General features: G+C 47.6%; 14 protein-coding genes. 13 read left to right on the forward strand and 1 reads right to left on the reverse strand.

Annotation, left to right across the window (positions count from 1 at the left end; all coding sequences use genetic code 11):
• Nucleotides 1–25: 25 nt before the first annotated feature.
• From MKY98_RS05605 to MKY98_RS05655, 11 genes are all read left to right on the forward strand, one after another.
• On the forward strand, nt 26–2,170 hold the full coding sequence (locus tag MKY98_RS05605; protein ID WP_081317517.1) for a glycoside hydrolase family 6 protein: 2,145 nt from the start codon (nt 26–28) through the stop codon (nt 2,168–2,170).
• A 175-nt stretch (nt 2,171–2,345) separates the two neighbouring features.
• Nucleotides 2,346–3,281 carry a nucleoside hydrolase gene (locus MKY98_RS05610; RefSeq protein WP_069010349.1) on the forward strand — a complete coding sequence of 312 codons (936 nt, stop codon included), beginning with the start codon at nt 2,346–2,348 and terminating at the stop codon, nt 3,279–3,281.
• A gap of 164 nt (nt 3,282–3,445) precedes the next feature.
• Nucleotides 3,446–6,121, forward strand: a complete 2,676-nt coding sequence (locus tag MKY98_RS05615) for a PAS domain S-box protein (RefSeq protein ID WP_069010350.1) — start codon at nt 3,446–3,448, stop codon at nt 6,119–6,121.
• Between the two features lie 161 nt (nt 6,122–6,282).
• Nucleotides 6,283–6,672, forward strand: a complete 390-nt coding sequence (locus tag MKY98_RS05620) for a GntR family transcriptional regulator (RefSeq protein ID WP_069010351.1) — start codon at nt 6,283–6,285, stop codon at nt 6,670–6,672.
• The gene (locus tag MKY98_RS05625) at nt 6,665–7,567 is read left to right on the forward strand and encodes an ABC transporter ATP-binding protein (RefSeq protein ID WP_025723753.1); all 903 of its coding nucleotides are present in this window, start codon (nt 6,665–6,667) and stop codon (nt 7,565–7,567) included. The genes MKY98_RS05620 and MKY98_RS05625 overlap by 8 nt, the downstream gene beginning before the upstream one ends.
• Nucleotides 7,542–9,638: a multidrug ABC transporter permease gene (locus tag MKY98_RS05630; RefSeq protein WP_069010352.1), complete on the forward strand. Its 2,097-nt coding sequence runs from the start codon at nt 7,542–7,544 to the stop codon at nt 9,636–9,638. Before MKY98_RS05625 ends, MKY98_RS05630 begins: the two co-directional genes overlap by 26 nt.
• 209 nt (nt 9,639–9,847) lie before the next feature.
• Nucleotides 9,848–10,612 carry a class I SAM-dependent methyltransferase gene (locus MKY98_RS05635; protein ID WP_069010353.1) on the forward strand — a complete coding sequence of 255 codons (765 nt, stop codon included), beginning with the start codon at nt 9,848–9,850 and terminating at the stop codon, nt 10,610–10,612.
• A gap of 196 nt (nt 10,613–10,808) precedes the next feature.
• Entirely contained in the window at nt 10,809–12,263 is a 1,455-nt protein-coding gene (locus tag MKY98_RS05640) for a PstS family phosphate ABC transporter substrate-binding protein (RefSeq protein ID WP_069010354.1), read from the forward strand.
• Between the two features lie 149 nt (nt 12,264–12,412).
• On the forward strand, nt 12,413–13,654 hold the full coding sequence (locus MKY98_RS05645; protein WP_069010355.1) for a WD40/YVTN/BNR-like repeat-containing protein: 1,242 nt from the start codon (nt 12,413–12,415) through the stop codon (nt 13,652–13,654).
• Nucleotides 13,655–13,667: 13 nt separating this feature from the next.
• Nucleotides 13,668–14,531 (forward strand): aldo/keto reductase, encoded by an 864-nt coding sequence (locus MKY98_RS05650; RefSeq protein WP_069010356.1) that lies wholly within the window; start codon nt 13,668–13,670, stop codon nt 14,529–14,531.
• Nucleotides 14,532–14,545: 14 nt separating this feature from the next.
• Entirely contained in the window at nt 14,546–15,091 is a 546-nt protein-coding gene (locus tag MKY98_RS05655) for a mismatch-specific DNA-glycosylase (RefSeq protein WP_029516095.1), read from the forward strand.
• A gap of 81 nt (nt 15,092–15,172) precedes the next feature.
• Here the strand turns inward: MKY98_RS05655 and ald are convergent, their stop codons facing one another.
• Nucleotides 15,173–16,303: an alanine dehydrogenase gene (gene ald / locus MKY98_RS05660; protein WP_069010357.1), complete on the reverse strand. Its 1,131-nt coding sequence runs from the start codon at nt 16,301–16,303 to the stop codon at nt 15,173–15,175.
• A 244-nt stretch (nt 16,304–16,547) separates the two neighbouring features.
• On the opposite strand from ald, the gene MKY98_RS05665 reads away from it, so the two are divergent.
• The gene (locus MKY98_RS05665; protein ID WP_069010358.1) at nt 16,548–18,212 is read left to right on the forward strand and encodes a PucR family transcriptional regulator; all 1,665 of its coding nucleotides are present in this window, start codon (nt 16,548–16,550) and stop codon (nt 18,210–18,212) included.
• Nucleotides 18,213–18,313: 101 nt separating this feature from the next.
• A complete protein-coding gene (locus MKY98_RS05670) occupies nt 18,314–19,837 on the forward strand; it encodes a copper amine oxidase N-terminal domain-containing protein (protein ID WP_029516098.1) in 1,524 nt (507 codons plus the stop codon).
• Nucleotides 19,838–19,881 lie beyond the last annotated feature (44 nt).

The following is a 19,881-nucleotide window of genomic DNA, read 5'->3' on the forward strand; positions in this document are numbered from 1 at the left end:
TTCAACAAAATCCACGGAAAGATAGGTGAAGCAATTGAAAACAAAGCAAGTGCTTCGTAAAAGCATGAAGTATGCTTTTGCGCTATCACTCGTCGCAAGCAGCTTTCTACCAGGTGCAGGATTTACGGATAAAATACATGCAGAATCCCATGTCGATAATCCTTACCAAGGAGCGACAAAATATGTTAACCCTGATTATGCGGCTAGTGTCGACACATCGATTGCCAAAATTACGGATGCCAATCTGAAAGCAAAAATGCAAACGGTCAAAACGTTCCCGACAGCCGTATGGCTTGATCGTATTGCTGCTATTAACGGTGGTGGGGGCAAGCTTGGCTTGGAAGCGCATTTGGACCAAGTATTGGCGCAAAAGAAAGGCAACATGCCGATTACGGCGGAATTCATTGTGTATGATCTGCCCGGACGAGATTGTCATGCCTTGGCTTCCAATGGTGAATTGCCGTTGACTCAGGCAGGTCTGGAAACGTACAAAAAGGATTATATTGACAAAATCGCTTCTATTTTTGCGAATCCCAAATATAAGGATATTCGCATCGTAGCGATCATTGAACCGGACAGTTTGCCAAATCTGGTAACCAATCTGGATACTCCCCAATGTGGACAAGCCAAATCTACAGGAATTTATGAGGCTGGCGTTAAATACACAATGAATAAGCTGAACGAGATTCCGAATGTGTACAAATACGTGGATATCGGTCACTCTGGTTGGTTAGGTTGGGATAACAACCGTACAGCAACGGTATCTCTGTTTACAACTATCTTCAAAGATACTAGCAAAGGTTTGTCCAGTGTGGATGGCTTTATCACGAATACAGCCAATACTTCACCGTTGACAGAACCGAATCTGCCTGATCCCAACCTGAATATTGGCGGGCAGCCGATCAAATCATCCAAATTCTACGAATGGAATCCTAATTTCGATGAATCGGATTTCGCTGAGTCCTTGCATAGAGATTTTGTCAATGCAGGCTGGCCAAGCTCGCTCGGCATGTTAATTGATACCGGCCGTAATGGATGGGGAGGACCTAACCGTCCGACTTCCGCAGTCGGCAATGATATTAACTCCTATGTAAACTCAGGTCGTGTGGACAAACGTTCGCACCGTGGTAACTGGTGTAATAGCAGCGGAGCAGGTATGGGAACGCCGCCACAAACGGCTCCAGCTGGCCATATCGATGCCTATGTCTGGGCGAAACCTCCGGGTGATTCCGATGGTTCCAGCTCACTCATTCCGAACGATGAGGGTAAAGGCTTTGACCGTATGTGTGATCCTACCTATACAACCAAGGATGGCACATTAACAGATGCTTTGCCGAATGCACCTATTTCAGGAGCTTGGTTCCATGATCAGTTTGTGATGCTGGTACAAAATGCGTACCCTGCAATCGTGCCTTCCACTGGTGGTGTGGACCCAGCGCCTACAGCTCCAGCTGTACCGTCTGGCTTAAAGGCCGTAGCTGGTAATGCTCAAGTGACGCTGACTTGGAGTGCGTCTACTGGTGCCGATAGCTACACGGTAAAACGTGCCACTAGCGAAGCAGGTCCTTTTACAGCCGTTGCCCCTCTTGTAACAGAAAGAGAGTACACAGATAAGGGACTGACGAACGGAACAACTTACTTCTATGTTGTAAGTGCTACGAATGCGAAAGGAACAAGTAAGGATTCTGCAACGGTAAGTGCTGAACCTAAAGGTACACCGACTGATCCAACAGAACCAGCGGGTGATCTGGTTGTAATGTACCGGGCCGGGGACACCGACCCAGCGAATAACGCAGTTAAGCCTTTCCTTAACCTGAAAAATAAAGGCACAACACCCGTGAAGCTGAGTGAGCTGAAAATACGTTACTATTTTACGAAGGATGGCAGCCAAGAGCTGCAATCCGTAGTAGACTATGCGCAAGTAGGCAATGATAACGTGCTGCGTACCATTACAGACAACTATATTGAAATTGGTTTCAGTGCTGCTGCCGGCACGCTTGCTGCTGGAGCGCAAACAGGTGATATTCAGATCCGTATGAACAATAGCGACTGGTCTAACCTGAACGAATCCAATGATTATTCCTTTGATCCAACTAAAACCTCTTATGCAGAATGGAACAAAGTAACGTTGTTCCACAATGATAAGCTGGTGTGGGGAATCGAACCTTAGGATTTGGCCAGAACATGTGCCCTTGAGTGATTGAAAAGTAGTAAAAGAAGGCTACGGCATAACTGTCGTGGCCTTCTTTTACGTCTTCGAATAAAGAATTTGATGACCAAGGGAATAAGCATTGAAATTGTGTATAATGAAAAAAAGAATGCTGTTTCTACTGTGGAGGGTCATCATGAGCAAAAAGTTAATCTTAGATGTAGATACGGGCATTGACGACGCGCTTGCTATTGCGTACGCGGTCCATTCGCCGGAATTGGAGCTACTCGGTATTACAACCACCTTTGGCAATATCTCGGTGGAGGAGGCAACACGTAACTCACTGATTCTGCTGGAAAAACTGGGGGTAGAGGCTCCGGTCGTGTCTGGGGCTCACAAGCCGTATGCTCGGGAGCTGTTCAAACCTTATTCTCGGCATATTCACGGTGAAGACGGTATTGGCAATCAGTTGAAAGGAGCGCCCTCCCGTCAGGCTGCGTCTGGGGATGCCGCTGATTTTATAATCGGACAGGCTCGTCGCTATGAGGGCAAACTTACCCTGGTAGCTGTGGGACCGCTGACCAATCTTGCATTTGCATTGGATCGCTGTCCCGAATTGCCCCAATTGCTTGAGCGTCTGATCATCATGGGCGGCGCGGTCACAGTGAAAGGGAATGTAACTCCAACGGCTGAAGCGAATATTTACGCCGATCCAGAAGCCGCAGCCTATGTGCTGGGAGCGGGCTTTTCGCTTACGCTCGTCGGGCTGGACGTCACGATGCAGACACTGCTTCCCCAGCAGGATGTGGACAAATGGCGTGAGCAAGGGACCGAGCTGGGCGCGTTTATGGCAGATATGACAGACTTTTATATGGAAGCCTATCGCAATTTCAGACCTGGCATTGCAGGCTGTGCTTTGCATGACCCTTTAGCCGTAGGGTTGGCTATTGACTCCAGTTTTGTGGAGACGCGTCCAATGCACATTGCCGTCGAGGTGGGCGATTCCACCGAGGTTGGTCGCACCCGTGAGATGCAAAATGAGAACGAAGCTCAAGCACTGACTACGGTTGATGTGGCACTTGAAGTCGATGCGGAGCGATTTTTGCGTCATTTTCTTAGCCGGGTGGTATAAAAAAATAATTCAAAGATTGCCGATGAATCTGCATCGGCAATCTTTTGTGCATACATGTTTAAGGGCTTTCATCTAGAGGTGGACTCACCGCTATAAAATCCCACGTCATGGTATAATATGTGCAATTGGATAAAACTGCCAGACTACAAAGGAGGAGATTGATTGTGTTTTCTGCTGCTCGACGACTACCTTTGCTGGAACATATGTATAATCATGCCCCGACAGGAATCGTGATTTTGTCGAGGGAAGGGAAGTGCCTGTACGTCAATCCCGCCTTTTGCAAAATGGTCGGATATGAGCAGGAGGAATTACTGGATATCCGATATTACCATCTCTTGTATAAAGAGGCTCAGGATCAGCGAGGGTTGAGGGAGGCTTACGCAGGTTGGCTACAGGCTACGGATCAAGTCTATAAGACAGAGCTACGTTTGAAACATAAACGGGGAACATCCGTCTGGCTATCGCTGGAATTAACCATATTTGATGATGAGGCTACCGAGCAATCATATTTGATTGCGTATGCAATGGATATCACGGAGAAAAAGGACATGGAGCAGGTGCTCTCGGATAATGAGGATTTGTATATGCTGATTACGGAAAATACGCCGGATGTTATCTCATATAGCACGGCGGACGGCATACTCCAATATATCTCTCCTTCGGTGGAAAAACTCCTAGGCTATACGAAACAGGAGATGCTTGGGAAAAAACGATTGCAATTTTACCATGTCGAAGATGCCGATTACATGCGTGTACATGGAATGTTCAAGGAAACAGGCATCATGAAGCGGCGTGTTCGTCATAAGGACGGGCACTATTTGTGGCTAGAAGTATCGTACCGCATTATTCGGGATGAACGGGGCAGAATCAAGCGAGTTCTATCCATCGGACGAAATATCACAGAGCGCCAGAAGAGCGAGGAGAACCTGGCAAAAGCTCAACAGTTGGCGATGTTCGGCTCATGGGACTGGGATCTGGTCAACAATGTTATGCATTTTTCCAAGGAATTTCGCAGCATATTTGGCTATTGTGTCAAGCCGGTTGAAACAAGTATTGACGCGTTCATGGCGGCTGTTCATCCAGAAGATACAGAGCGCATGAAACAGATTATCACCAACGTTATATTGAAGGGAATACACGAAGAGACCTTTTACCGAATTGTATTGCCGAATGGGGAACAAAAGGTACTGCGTTCAATCTGGGAAGCTGAAATGGACGAGCATGCAGGCAAGCCCGTTCAAGTGGTGGGTATGATCCAGGATGTTACAGAGCACCGGGAAATGGAGCAGCGCCTGCGTGAAAGTGAAAACCGCTATAAGTCACTATTTCAGCATAATCCACTCGGGATATGCGCCGTGAATATGGAAGGTCATATCTTAAGTGTGAATCCGAGCTTGGAGGAGCTTACGGGTTATACGAAGGATGAGTTGCTTGGGGCTGACATACTTATCATGGCTTCCTCTGAGGAACAGGATAAAATCAAGCGTCACATGGAGCTGGCCCAGCAGGGTGAGACGCAAACCTATGAATCGGAATTTATACATAAGGAGGGGGAGCGTCTATTCATCAAGATGACGAATATTCCGATTTTCGTACAAGATGAAATTGTAGGCTGCTACGGGATTATAGAAAATGTTACCCCTCTTAAAAGCTACATTGCTCAAATTGAGAAGCTTAGTAATGAGCATTCGCTTATTTTGAATGCCGTATCCGAAGGAATTGTGGGTTTAAGTACCGAAGGACATGTCCGCTTTATGAACCCGGCAGCTGTCGAGATGTTCGGCGTAGGATCGGCCAAACCGCTGAATGGCGCATGCATAGACTTGATCCGCCATGCTGACGAAATTGGCAGTCACTTTCCGGACGAACAGTCCTCTATTCTTCAAGCGATTCGAAGCGGAGCCTCTTATCAGGCAGAGGAAGCTGTATTTTGGAAAAAAGGCGGGTCCAGCTTTCTGGCCTCCTATCGAATCAGCCCTTTGATGGATAATGGCGAGCGAAAAGGGGCTGTGATGGTTTTTGTAGACAGGACGAATGAAAAGGAGATCATTCGGGCCAAGGAGTCTGCCGAGCGCGCCGATCGAGCCAAGTCAGAGTTTCTCTCTGTGATGAGCCATGAGCTCCGTACACCGATGAACGGCATTATAGGTATGGCAGGGTTACTGGCAGATACTGAATTGGATGAGGAGCAGCGTAGCTATATAGACATTATTACCAGCAGCAGCGGTGCTTTAATGCAGATATTGAACGAGATACTGGATTTGAGCAAAATCGAAGCTGGCAAAATGTCTTTGCTGCACGAGTCCTTTGTGCTAGATAATGTGGTGGGCAGTGTGGCTGACCTATTCAGGACGCAGGCTATGGAAAAAGGCATTGAGCTGGAATGGCATGTGGATCAGGAAATGCCGGGAATGCTGGTCGGTGATCATGTGCGTATTCGACAGGTGCTAGTGAATTTGGTGAGTAATGCGATCAAATTTACGGAGCGAGGGCGTGTAAATATCTTTGTGGAGAGAAAGGCTTACAGCCGTCGTAAAAATAGATGCCTGATTGAGTTCAGTGTTACTGATACTGGAATCGGTATTCCAGCAGACCGCCAACATCTATTGTTTCAGCCTTTTTCCCAGCTTCATCCGGCACTGAACCGAAAATATGGAGGGACAGGACTAGGATTGTCCATCTGTAAAAACTTGGTCAAGCTGATGGGGGGTTCCATTGGTGTAGATAGCGATGAGGCCAGAGGAGCGACGTTCCGGTTCCAACTGGATCTTAAGCTGCCGGAAGGTTCAACGCTTGCGAATATAAGCCGTGATGAACCTTATGAATCAAAGGAAGGCTAAAAAGAGATAACCGTGATGCATCATGCATCACGGTTATTTTTGTAAGGAATACCCAAAGAAAAGATTGACAAACTGTTCTAACTGTACTATTAATGATAGTACAGTTAGAACAGTTCAGTATATACAAGTGAATCAGAATAAGTCCTGAAAGGAGGAAGTCCATGTTCGAGCTGGATATCCGCAGCCGCAAGCCGATCTACGAACAGCTTATGGACAGGGTAAAGGAAATGATCGTGTACGGATCACTTGAGCCGGATGAGCAATTGCCTTCTGTACGGGCATTGTCCGCTCAACTTACGGTGAATCCGAATACGATTCAGAAGGCGTATCGCGAGCTGGAACGCGAAGGATATATCTATTCCGTTCAGGGCAAAGGCAGCTTTGTCACGCCTACCCAGCAGCAGCCGCAACAAATGAAGCGGGATGAGATTCGGGTGGCATTGTTAAAACAGATGATCGAAGCTGTCCATTTCGGTTTTACACAGCAGGAAGTGGACGACATATACGTGGAAGCTATGCAAACAAAGGAAAGGGGGATGTCCCTTGATTGAATTAAGGGAAGTCACAAAGACATTTACAGAAGAAAAGGCTGTCGACCAGCTCGCCCTTAGAGTGAAGAAGGGCTCCATTTTTGGACTGCTGGGCTCAAACGGGGCGGGGAAAACAACACTGCTCAAAATCATCGCCGGGATTTACCGACCGGATGCAGGAAAGGTACTGATTGGCGGACAGTCCGTATATGAGCAGCCAGAAGTCAAGCAGCACATTCTGTTTATGCCAGACACCCCCTATTTTTTTCCGCAAGCGACAATTCGTCAGATGGCCCGGTTTTACCGCTCCATTTATCCGAGCTGGAGCGAGGAACGCTACATACAGCTTACGGAGATTTTTAAGCTAGATCCTAAACGAAAGCTTCACCGTTTTTCCAAGGGGATGAAGCGTCAGGCTGCATTTTTGCTTGCCTTGAGCTGTATGCCTGAGCTGCTCATTTTGGATGAACCGATTGATGGGCTGGACCCGGTGATGCGTAGAATGATCAAAAATTTACTGTTCCAGGAAACCGCTGCACGCGAGATGACCGTCGTGATCTCATCTCATAATTTGCGTGAAATAGAAGACATGTGTGATCACGTCGGCATTATGCACCAGGGGCGGATGCTGTTGGAAAAAGAGGTCGACGACCTCAAGTCTGATACGCATAAGGTGCAGGTTGCCTTTCGTGAAAGCACGCATGAGGAAACCGTATGTGGACAACTTTCGGTTGTACATAAGGAGCGGAGGGGCAGTGTTCTGCTGCTCATTATCCGGGGGGAACGAGAGCGGATTGCAGAGACGATTGAGGCGTATGAGCCGCATGTGTTTGATTTGCTGCCGTTGACGCTTGAAGAAATTTTCATTTATGAAATGGAGGACGCAGGTTATGACATCCAACCGATTCTTCTGTAGCGGCGGCGTAATTCGCCAATGCCTGAGACAGCATGGCTGGATCGGTCTATTGTACTTGGCGGGGTTATTGTTTACGGTGCCACTGCCACTATTTATGAGTACTGGAAACGAGCGAGTGCCCACGGTTTTGAGAAGCTTGTTCGATAGTACAATCCCAGGAAATGAATTGCAAAATATTATTTTCTTGACTGTGCCTGTGCTGGCGGGCGTGATGTTGCTTCGTTTTATTCAGCGGAAGGGTTCATCAGATTTATACCATAGTCTTCCTTTACGCAGAGAGCATCTGTTATCGGCACATTTAATTAGCGGCCTTATCCTTTTACTCGTACCTATTTGGCTGACCGCGGGAGTAACTGCCCTGCTAAATACGTCGGTTGAACTATCTTATATTTTTTATATCAATGATATTGGATCGTGGGCTTTGGTCGTATCCGTCCTTACGATTTTCCTGTTTACCTTTACCGTGTTTGTAGGTATCTGTGTAGGACAATCGCTGTTGCAAGCTGTTGTAGTGTATGTTTTGCTGTTGTTGCCCTTTTTCTTGTACTCCATGATAAGTCGTTTTCTGGGGCACAATCTATATGGTTACTCTCAGATTTTGGGAACCATTGTTCAGAACGGTAATGGCGTGGGGTTGCGTAGCAGCAATAATATTTGGTATAGTTTATCGCCGTTCGTCCGCATTATGGATTTGTCGAGTAGCGTATTTTCATATGTGGAGCTGCTTATTTATATGGGTGTTTCCTTGCTGTTTGTGATTTTAGGCTATGTGTTATATCGCAAGCGGCTGGTAGAAAAGGCAACACAGGCTATGGCCTTTACTTTCTTTCAGCCCTTTTTTAAGGCAGGGGTCATGTTATGTGCCATGTTGCTGATAGGAGAATATTTTTATAGCACAGGAGGCCAGGGGAGAGATTGGTCAATTTTCGGGTATGTGCTTGGAGCTATTTTAGGTTATATTGCTGTGGAGATGGTCATCCGCAAGACATGGCAAATTGTACGTATTCGCGCTTTGCTGGAGCTGGTTGCATATGGGGCAGTTTTGGGTCTGGCAATGTACATCCCCACGTCTAGTTGGATAGGCTACGAGGAACGGATTCCAACCGCTCATTCAGTCGAGCAAGTCTATGCTGGGCAAAATTTGTATCTGGACGGGGGAGCGACACAGAAAAATCTCTATTTTTCGCAAGATAAAGTTTTTATTGCTGCTGTGCTGAATTTACAGCGTGAGCTTGTAAGTGCACACTCAGTTGGAGAGTCGGCTGGGTCCAATAAAGAACCGCAACAAATGATATCCATTGCCTATCGTTTGGACGATGGTACCATTATGACTCGTAGCTATACATTTCCAGAGCAGCCTTTCCGGGCAGCGCTGGCGAATGTGATGCTGTCTGAGCCTTACAAAACAGTAAGCTACTCACTTGATAAGCTGTATGGTAAAGCGGAGACGATCAGCATTCAATCGGCAGATGATAATGAACGGCGAGTTGTTCTGACTGATCCGGAAGATATTCGTGAATTTGAAGCTGTATTGAAAGAAGAAGTTTTGGGCATGAGCTATAGTGAAATGCAGGCAGGTTCTTACGCGTTGGGGAATATTAATATTGTGAACAAACCTTCATCTATTTTGTCAGAAGAACCAGAGTGGACTCGCACTGTCTCCTTTAATTGGCGTATATCCTTCCACAAGCTGAATGCTTGGCTGGAACGCAAAGGATACGCCGACAAGGTGATTGTCACGTCGAAAGACATTATATCGATTCGAGCTATTCCAATGGTTTCTCAAGAGAAGAAGTCGTATCAGCCCGGTAAGTATATTGAACCAGCGAATTTGTTCAGAATATTGCAGCAGAAGTATAAAGTCACCACAATTGAAGATCCAAAACTTTGGAATACTGTGCTGGATAACCGAAATGACTACAGCTATGATCCACAAGTAGAGAAAGGCACTTATCTGTTCCAAGTTAAAATCAAGTCCATCAGCGGTTCCGGCTTTCATACGATTTATTACTTATTAACCTCAAAAGACATCACACCGGAGCTTGCGAAGGCATTACCGACAGCTCCTTAAGTGGGACAGCATCTGGTTTGGATGGCATATGGACGGAGGTAGATGAACATGGGATGGTTGGGACACGACATATAACAACCTGATCGACGGGCAAGAGCTCCTCCACATTAGAGATGACATAAAATAGATGCACAGAGAGATAGAACGTAGAACATACAGAGAGAAGAGTTCAATAACGTACAGCTCAATGGTGGAGGAGCAAAAATAATATGAAATATACAGAAGATCGTGAATTTCTACAGTTCTTGGAGACTTATAAGCAGTCATTTTCCGGATGGGATTTTTCATTCATCTCGGATACGGGACGTGTGGCGAGCGAGCCCTTGGAATGGTCTTATGTCAGCAAGGCTATGAAGTTTATTCATTCATCCAAGGCGATGCTGGATATGGGAACAGGCGGGGGAGAGCTATTATCTCGGCTACGCCCTTTTCCAGAGATCGTATGTGCGACAGAAGCGTATGCACCGAATGTTCCTATCGCCAAGGAAAGATTGGAGCCGCTGGGTGTGCGCGTTATGACTATACAGGATGGCGATTCCCTTCCGTTTGGCGATGCCGGGTTCGACCTCGTGCTGAATAAGCATGAGTCATTTTCGCCAACGGAGGTACGGCGTATTTTGCGACCAGGTGGGACGTTTTTGACTCAACAGGTAGGGGGCCTAGATTGTGCGGGCATCAACGACCGTTTGGGAGCACCTGATTACGAGTATGCGGACTGGACCCTTTCTCAAGCACTTGCAGGTTTGAAAAGCAATGGCTTCGAAATTTTAGAGCAGCAGGAACAGTTTCCGATACAGCGCTTTTACGATATTGGAGCGATTGTCTATTACTTAAAAGCAATCGAATGGCAGATTACAGACTTTCAGCCGGAGAAATATATAGAACAGCTATATGGTCTGTATTTAGATATTAAACGTGATGGCTATTGGGACGTGAAGCAGCACCGTTTTTTGATCCATGCCAGAGCAATATAAAGAAGATTCGATGACAAAAAGGCCTTTCCCGTGGGGGAGGCCTTTTTTGCCATACGCAGCTTGAGTAATTCATCGCTGGGAAGATCGGATAAGGCTTTTTTTTCCTCCTCTCGTATACTAATCTTTACCATAATTGTACAATGAAGAAGCAATGGCTTCTGTCTCATTTCATTCAATTAGTTATAGGGGGATGTACATGTCTGATCCAAAGGGAGTTATAACCAAGCCGGAAAAGGATGAGTCTGTTCGGACAGCATGGTTTTGGCCATGGTTGGGCGGTACGTTTATGTTTGGATTGTTTTCAGTCATGTTTAATGTAGTTTGGAGTATGGTTGTGGCACCCCAAGTGCAGCTTCTACTGAGGCATGAAGGTGTAACGGATACAACTGTGATTGTAATACTGCTTCTATATGCATGGATTATCGGTCTCATCTTTGCAGCTTATGGTGCCTTGAGTGCGCGTATGTCCAGCATGGGCAAGCTTTCGCTGATGCTGACCGGGCTATTATCATTATTATGTGGGCTGTGGTTGTGGATTGTAGGAATACAAGGGTCTGGTGGTCAACCTGCTGAAGTGTCGGGAGGGGCGTGGGGGCTCTTTTCATTCTATCATGCTTGGGCGGAGCCTGTGTTAGAGGTATTGGGTCCATATACACAGCATGGCGAAATCTGGTTTCTACTGGCTGCACTGCTGCCGATAGTTGGCATGGTAGTAGGAGTTGGGGTGAATCGTTATCCAGCGCTAATCGACAAGAATGGTAAGGTGGATCATAGATGGCAATGGATTGTTGCTGCGATATCTGCTGCGCTCGTCATTGTGCTGACGATTACACTGATGCTTCCTCAACGCCCATACATTGCAGAGAGAGATTTTCCGGTAGTTGACGGGGCTACAGCGGCCATTCCGTTTGCGCAGGATATGCTGCATGAACTGACCGGAATGAGCAAGGCGCGAGCAGCGCACGAACTGAGATTCAACACGACCCATCAGGCATATGTCAATTTGATCGAAAAGAAGGCGGATCTGATTCTGGTGGCTGGTCCTTCCGATGAGGAACTGCGGCTGGCGAAAAGTCGGGGAATACAAATGAAGCTCACACCCATTGGGTGGGATGCGTTTATTTTCCTCGTACATCAAGACAATCCGGTTAGAGGACTTTCTTCGGAGCAGGTTCGCCGTATATATGAAGGGGCTATCCGTAATTGGAATGAAGTAGGGGGCAAGGATCAGCCGATCATTGCTTATCAGCGAGAAGAAAATTCAGGCAGTCAGACATATATGCAAAAGAAAGTGATGGCAGGCCATGAAATGGCTGACCCGCCACGTGAACTACAAATTGGCATTATGGGTGGTATGATTAATGCAGTCGCAGATTTTAACAAGGATCACAACGCGCTCGGATATTCATTTTATTATTTTGCAAATGTGATGCATAATCGTCAAGAGGTCAAATTTTTGTCTATTGATGGAGTGAAGCCGAACAAAGAGCACATCCGCTCGAAGCAATATCCATTCACAGCTCAACTGTTTGTAGTCACACGGGAAGGCGAGGAACCAAGCCCTTCGATGCAACGATTACTCGAATGGCTGCAAAGTGAAGAAGGAACTCGGGCCATCGAAAAAGGCGGCTTTGTTCCTGTAAACTCGTAATCCTGTAACGTTGGTTTGCATTCAGTCCATTCCGTATATTCACCTTAAGAGTGAAACGAAGACAGCAGGGTAATACATAGAATATACATGGCTGTGAATACAATACCCGCACAGCCATGTATATCACCAACATAAGGGGATGAACGAAAATGAAGAAAAAAACATCGGTCTGGGTGCTTTTACTCGCCGTAGCCATAGTGACAGCGGGGTGTGAAACAGGCTCACAAACAAGTTCGCAAACAGGACAAACGGCTCAAAATGAGCAAAAGGGTGCCGTCTCGGCACAAGCGAATGGTTCGGGAGCGACTGTAGATACACCGAAAACAGGAGGACAAGCAACCACAGACACTACTATAGCGAAAGTCCGCATGGACAATATTACCGCGTTGCGTTTGATCGACGGCCAATCCGGCTGGATCGGCGGAAATGGCTGGATTGCCCGAACGGACGCGTCTGCATCCGGTTCAGTCGGATCGACGTGGAATGTGCAATATCAGGGCCAAGGTACGGTTCAGCAGATTTTTGCCTTGAACGGGCAGCAAGGCTGGACTGTTATGGCAGACAGCGGATCGCTGCTGGCCACTCGCGATGGCGGCAAACGCTGGGAGGTTGTTGGGACTGTACCTGAGCAAGGGCAAACGGGCTTTTTACACTTTGTATCATCCAAGGAAGGGTTCAGTGGCAACCAATATACGAAGGATGGCGGGCAAAGCTGGTCTTCGCTCCCCGTGCCTGGCCACATGGTAGGACAGCCATATTACCATGATCGGCAAAACGGCTGGGCGGTTACGCAGGACACAGACCGTTCATTCCAGATTTTACATACCGTTAACGGGGGCCAAAAGTGGACTACTGTCATGTCACGGACAACGGAGGCGCCTCTAAATGGAGCCATTATTCGTTCGGTAGAACGTGGCAACGCGTGGATCGAGCTGGTTGGAGATACGGGGATGAATCAGACGTCGTATTCGCTTTGGCATACTGCCGATAGTGGACAAAGCTGGCGTCCTGTACTGGCGAATGCCACCGCTGGCGGTGGCCCGGCACCAGGTATTAGCCAGCAAGACAATCAGGTTCCTAAAAATGAAGGGGCGGCACCAGGTATGCTCTATGCGGTTAATAGCATTACCGCATGGATGGGCGGTTATTGCGCACCGTGCGACAAGCCCAATACGATTGGCTGGACGACTGACGGCGGCAAGACGTGGAACAATGGAAAGCAAGGCTTTGACGGTTATGGCGGTCAGCAAATCGGGATGGCAAATGCCAAAGAAGGCTGGGCTATTTTTTCGGACTCAGAGCAGGCCCCAGTTATGTACACTACCTCGGATGGTGGACAGCATTGGACGCAGAGCCATGTCTTTGATAAGCCTGTGACACCAGGCTCCTAAGGAGGGAATGCATATGAGCCAACATAAGAAAAGTGTGATCACATGGACGGACGGTCGTGAAGTACCGCTCATCGGGCAGGGCACGTGGAATATGGGCGAAAAAGCCTCACTTCGGCAGGAGGAGGTGCGTGCGCTTCAACTTGGCTTCGAGCTGGGCATGTTGCTGGTGGACACGGCTGAAATGTATGCGGAGGGCGGCGCAGAAGAGATCGTCGGAGAGGCCATTCAGGGGCGCCGGGACGATGTCTATCTTGTCAGCAAGGCTTACCCTCATCATGCGGACCGCCAAGGACTGGCTCAAGCGTGCGAAGCGAGCTTAACCCGCATGGGAACGGATTACATGGATATGTATTTGTTGCATTGGCGAGGGAATATTCCACTGGAAGAGACAATAGAAGGTATGGAACAACTGCGTGAGCAGGGCAAAATCCGCAGCTGGGGAGTGTCCAACCTGGACAAGTCCGACATGGAGGAGCTATGGAACCTGAGTGGAGGCGAAGCCTGCGCTGTCAATCAAGTGCTGTATCACGCGGCTTCGCGGGGCATCGAATATGATCTGCTACCTTGGAGCCGTGCGAATGGAGTGCCTGTGATGGCCTATTGCCCGATTGCCCAAGGTGGTCGCCTGCGACGGGGCCTGCTGGAGCATCCTGTTATGGTAGACATTGCTGCCAGCCACGGGGTAACTCCATCGCAAATTGCGCTTGCGTGGGTCATACGAGACGGTGATGTCTGGGCCATTCCGAAGGCGGTACAGGAATCGCATGTACGAGAAAATGCAGCGGCAGCAAGTATTCGGCTCACCCCTGAACAACTTCAACAAATAGACGAAGCTTTTCCTCCGCCGATGCGGAAGCAGCCGCTGGATATGGTTTGAGGAAGGAGGAGCCCATGACAGAGCGAGAGACAGAACTGCATGAGGTAGATGATCATCTGGATTATGGATTATCCGTTGTATTCATCGGCTTTAATCCCAGCCTGAAATCAGGCGAGGTAGGACATCATTATGCGAATCCGCGCAACCGCTTTTGGCGCATACTTGAGGGAGCAGGCTTGACACCTCGCTTGTACAATCCATCGGAAGATCGGGAGCTGCTGAAGCTGGGCTTTGGTTTTACGAACATTGTTTCCCGTCCCACGAGGGGAATGGAGGACATTGCACGCGAGGAATACGCCGAAGGACGTCTGAAGCTATACGAGAAGCTAAAGGAATACCGCCCGAAGGTTGCTTGCTTTGTCGGCAAAGGCGTGTACACCGAATACAGTAAAAGATCCAAAGTAGATTGGGGATTTCAGCCTGAACCGCTAATTCCTGAGATGCATGAATTTGTGGCACCTTCGTCTAGCGGACTGGTGCGCATGTCGCTGGAAGAAATCACAGATATTTATCGCCGTCTTCAAACGTTCCTTTCGTCAGAAATATCTGAAATGCAGTAAGTACGGTGAATATAGCTAGTACAAAAAGAACCACACGCTTCGGTCCCTGCTGGGAAGAGCGTGTGGTTCTTTGAGCTGTTTCTATTGTAAGGCTTTCGCCTGCCATGCCTGTTCCACGGGAACATAGGGATATCCCAGATCACGTGCGACCGCTTCGTAGGTAATATGTCCATTCAGGACATTGGTGCCACTAAGCAGTGGTTTGCTTCTGCGAAGCGCCTCCTGCACACCCAAATCTGCGAGCTGGAGAGCAAAGGGGAGTGTCGCGTTCGTCAGGGCCAGCGTCGAGGTTTGCGGTACCGCGCCCGGCATGTTTGCTACCGCATAGTGAATGACGCCATGCTTCACATAGGTAGGCTGGTCGTGTGTCGTAATGTGGTCAATCGTCTCGACAATGCCGCCTTGGTCGATGGCGACATCCACAATCACAGAACCGGGCTGCATCGTCTGTACCATGGCTTCCGTTACGAGCCGCGGAGCTTTGGCACCAGTGATTAGGACAGCGCCGATCAGCAAATCACTTTGCGCCACGGCTTCAGCAATGTTGGACGGGGTGGACACTAGCGTATGGAGCTGATTGCCAAAAATATCATCCAGTTGGCGCAGTCTTGGCAGGCTTAGGTCGATTAGTGTCACATCTGCCCCGAGACCGATGGCGACCTTGGCAGCATTGGTACCGACCACCCCTCCGCCAATAATGGTCACTTTACCGCGTTTGACCCCCGGCACACCTGCCAGCAGGATGCCTTTGCCACCCTTTGGTTTTTCCAGCAGTTGTGCTCCAATTTGTACAGCCATTCGACCGGCAACCTCACTCATCGGAGTAAGCAGCGGGAGGCTGCCCTCAACATCTAGTGTCTCATAGGAAATAGCGGCTACACCGTTGTCTGTTAAAGCGCGGGCCAGTGCTGGCTCGGCGGCCAAATGCAGATAGGTGAATAAAATCAATCCTGGTCGGAAATATCCGTATTCAGAGGAGAGCGGCTCTTTTACCTTGATGATCAGATCCGCCTGGGACCACACGTCCGCAGCTTGCTGCACAAGAGTCGCACCCGCAGTGGCATAATCTCCATCCGTAAAGCCGCTTTCAACACCTGCGTGGCTTTCCACAAACACATGATGTCCGTGTTGGATCATTTGAGCTGCACCTGCGGGCGTTAGAGCGACACGATTCTCATTGTTTTTAATCTCTTTCGGAACCCCAATTTTCATTTCATTCACCTCTCCTAAAAATAATGGTTAAGAAAATTTCACTATCATTTTTATGCAGCCTGCTGATTAGTTACATGGACTCAAGCCGATAAATGCAATTCATGTTAGATTAGGTACAGTTTACAAGGGGTGAAGCTCCTTGACATCATACATTTTGTCGGATTATCTGACTTAAAGGCTCGACTTTTTGATGAATATATGTCATGTAAAATGACATAAAGACATATACATAAGGAGAATGCCGATGAACGGTAAAAAAACATTTACCATTGCGGATGTGCTGGAACGTCCCGTTTTCCGGCGGGCGAAGCTGGCGGCGGGGGAACAGGGCGTACATCGCCGTGTGGGTTGGGTCCATGTGCTAGAAATCACAAATGTCTCTCCGTTTGTGAGCCGTCATGACTTGATTTTGACGACCGGCCTGTGGCTTACCCGGAAGGGGGAAGAGCGCGCCGAGTATATGGAGCAACTGATCCGCTCGGAAGCTGCGGGATTGTGTGTGGAGCTGGGCACGAGCATTCATGAAATCCCTTCTGAAATTCTGGAGTTGGCGGAACGACATCACTTCCCGGTCATCGTATTTGAGCAGCCAGTACGTTTTGTTGAAATTACACAAGATATTCATTCCCTACTTATTAACCGACATCATGAACTCCTAAAAGATCTGGAACGATTTTCACGTCAACTTCAGCAGGAAACCCTGCGCAGTACTGATATGAGCGCCCTCTTGCGTGTGCTCCATGACTATGCAGCCCGGCAGGTCATCTACATGTCTTCCATTGATACCAATCGATTCGTACCTTCCGTCCAGCCGGATCTAGCGGACCGTATTGCAGATTTTTATGCCCATGAAGTGGAATCTAGTATGACCGCCGATCGGGAGGGGCATCTGCTGTTTCACCTGAATGAATCCACTGCCGTGTTGTTCCAGCCCGTTGTATGCTTCGGTCAGGTGTTTTCCGCAGTAGGTTTGGTGCTGCATGGTGAAATGCCGACAGAAGAAATGTCGCTGCTGCTCGATTACACGGCCAAGGCAGCCGCTACATTGGTGCTGAGAACACAGTTTCTTGAAGACCGATTGCTGCGTAATCAAAATGAATTGATTCAGGATGTGCTGAGCGGGCAGCTTCCCAGTGAAGAACAGGCCCAGACCCGAATGGGCCTGCGATTGTTATCGAAGGGACAGTATTTATTTTGGGCAGGGGTCATTGAGGTGGAACATCAGGACAAAGATGCCAGTCAGGTACGCAAGGAGTCCATCAATCAGGATGTGCTAGTGCTACTTCGTTCATTGTTGAAAAAAGAAACGTTGCACAATCTGTTGATGATGAAGGGGAGTCAGTGTTACATCCTTTGTGCCAAGGAGGAATTAACACTACGTTCCGCAGCGCAAATGAAAAAAGTGCTTGCCCATACAGTTCAATATATTCAGAACTATGCCGCAGGACAGCTTGATAAGGTGCGCATTCATGCAGGCTTTGGTAAGGTAAGGCATCGCATGACGGGGACGGATCGCAGTTTTGAAGAGGCATATGAGGTCATTGAAGTGGCACGAAGCGTCCCAGTCATGAAGGATCGGTTATTTTACGACAGCATCGGAATCTATCAGTTGTTGAAGGCGGTGCCCCGCATTCCTTTTCTACAAGAGTTCGTAGAGGACCATTTGGGTGGGCTGATTGCGCATGATCGTGAGCACCATATGCAGCTTTTGGATACACTGGATGCCTACTTTAAATCCCATGGTTCCAAGCGTGATACCGCCGGAATTTTGTACATTCACAGACAGACCCTTTATAATCGGCTGGATAAAATTAATGAAATCATAGAGGGAAATCTGGCAGACCCTGACAAACGTCGTTGCCTGGAAATGGCACTACTGGCTTACCGGATGCTGCAGGCTGAAAATTGATCCTAAATAACTAGTTCTATTTTCCATTCTACTCATTTACAATGCGTGTTAACACTGAGATAATAGAAGAGATTACGGAAATATCTTGAAAGGGGATTAATATGAATATAAAAAAATGGATTGCCGTCCCTCTTATTCTGTTAATGGTAGCTTTGACAGGTTGCCAGGCAGTAGGCGGATTTGATGTAAGTAAAAATTTATTGGGAACACTTGATGTGAAATCCCAGCAGACAACGGAGAAAATCTCTCTTAAGTTGACTCCCAAAGAAGGAATCACGCAAGGAGATAAAGAAATCGTAGATTTGATTAATTCGATTTCCGTCACTGTGGATGAAGCCAAAGTACAATCGGAGGAACTTGCTTCTGCCAAAGGTACATTGCACATCGATAAGTATAATTTGCCGTTTGAACTTGCTTTAGACCGCCAAGGTTTGGCTATTCAACTGGAAGGTGCCAAAAAACCTTATTACATATCTCTGAACTCGCAAGAGAGTTTGAGCGGTCTGCCTGCTGGATTTGATCCATATGTATATTCCAAAGACGTGAGAGAACTGACGAAAACAGCCGCTGCACTTATGCTCAAGCATGCGCCTAACCCTTCGACCATTTCTGCAACGTCTGTAACCGAGGAAGTATACGGTGAGAAAGACAAAGTGAAACTGACCCATCTGCATGCTGAACTTCGTGGTGATGAGCTGGTAACATTGGTAAAACCGTTCCTGGCGAATCTGGCCAAGGACGAAGCAGGCTTGAAAGAGCTGATCGGGCAAGCCATTGATATGACGAAGACGATTGCTTCCGGCATGAATATTGAAGATAGTGATAAAGTAACAGCGGAACTGAGTGCTAACAAAGAAAAAATGGTCAATGAGGCTTATACCGAAGTTAAAAAATATTTGGATCTAGCTGTTGATCAATATGATGTAGGAGTTAGCACCATGTATGCACAGTCCCCTGAAATCAAAACGGTCCTGAGTGCTAACACGGTTCTGAAAAGCGACATGTATTTTGATGAAAAAGGAAATGTTCGCAAAGCGGCAACAGACCTGACGGTTGCTTTGCCAGATGTGGATGGTCTTCCGGTGAAGTCCTTCACAATTCTGACCGAAACTCAATCTTGGAACGTCAATGGTAGTGTGACGGCTGATAAAGTGGATATTTCTAACGGTGTTATTGACTTGAATAAACAAGCTGAATTAACTCCGGGAGCGACGCTGCGCAATTTTGAAGCGAATTCTCCGATCTACAACATTTTAAAAAATGATTTGGAAATTACAAAAGTAGAAACAACTTTCGATCCTAAAGACGATTACTACGTCTTGGAGAATCGTGGTGGTACTGCCTTTATTCCATTGCGTGAACTGACGAGCGAACTGAACTCCGAGTTAAAATGGGATGCAGCTGCCAAACAGACTACTGTAATTGATGATATTACAGGTAAGACGATTAAGCTGAAAAGTGGCTCTAAACAAGCTGTATTGGAAGGAAGCACATTGACGTTGCCACAAGCTCCATATACGGATGAATATGGCACATTGTATGTTCCTTTCAAATCAGTTGCCGAGGCGCTTGGCGCCACAGTAACTCGTAACAGTGATGGAGAATATGTACTGAAACGCGACTAAAAAGAAATTCAAGGAACCGGCCCAATTAGGGGCTGGTTCTTTTT

Origin of the sequence: Paenibacillus sp. FSL M8-0228 (assembly GCF_038007385.1) — a bacterium.
Taxonomy (GTDB): Bacteria; Bacillota; Bacilli; order Paenibacillales; family Paenibacillaceae; genus Paenibacillus; species Paenibacillus polymyxa_D.

What these genes read in the sequence shown, in the direction of transcription:
- MKY98_RS05610 (WP_069010349.1), top strand. Translation starts at nt 2,346, where the DNA reads ATGAGCAAAAAGTTAATCTTAGATGTAGATACGGGCATTGACGACGCG.
- MKY98_RS05620 (WP_069010351.1), top strand. Translation starts at nt 6,283, where the DNA reads ATGTTCGAGCTGGATATCCGCAGCCGCAAGCCGATCTACGAACAGCTT.
- MKY98_RS05630 (WP_069010352.1), top strand. Translation starts at nt 7,542, where the DNA reads ATGACATCCAACCGATTCTTCTGTAGCGGCGGCGTAATTCGCCAATGC.
- MKY98_RS05635 (WP_069010353.1), top strand. Translation starts at nt 9,848, where the DNA reads ATGAAATATACAGAAGATCGTGAATTTCTACAGTTCTTGGAGACTTAT.
- MKY98_RS05640 (WP_069010354.1), top strand. Translation starts at nt 10,809, where the DNA reads ATGTCTGATCCAAAGGGAGTTATAACCAAGCCGGAAAAGGATGAGTCT.
- MKY98_RS05645 (WP_069010355.1), top strand. Translation starts at nt 12,413, where the DNA reads ATGAAGAAAAAAACATCGGTCTGGGTGCTTTTACTCGCCGTAGCCATA.
- MKY98_RS05650 (WP_069010356.1), top strand. Translation starts at nt 13,668, where the DNA reads ATGAGCCAACATAAGAAAAGTGTGATCACATGGACGGACGGTCGTGAA.
- MKY98_RS05655 (WP_029516095.1), top strand. Translation starts at nt 14,546, where the DNA reads ATGACAGAGCGAGAGACAGAACTGCATGAGGTAGATGATCATCTGGAT.
- ald (WP_069010357.1), bottom strand. Translation starts at nt 16,303, where the DNA reads ATGAAAATTGGGGTTCCGAAAGAGATTAAAAACAATGAGAATCGTGTC.
- MKY98_RS05665 (WP_069010358.1), top strand. Translation starts at nt 16,548, where the DNA reads ATGAACGGTAAAAAAACATTTACCATTGCGGATGTGCTGGAACGTCCC.
- MKY98_RS05670 (WP_029516098.1), top strand. Translation starts at nt 18,314, where the DNA reads ATGAATATAAAAAAATGGATTGCCGTCCCTCTTATTCTGTTAATGGTA.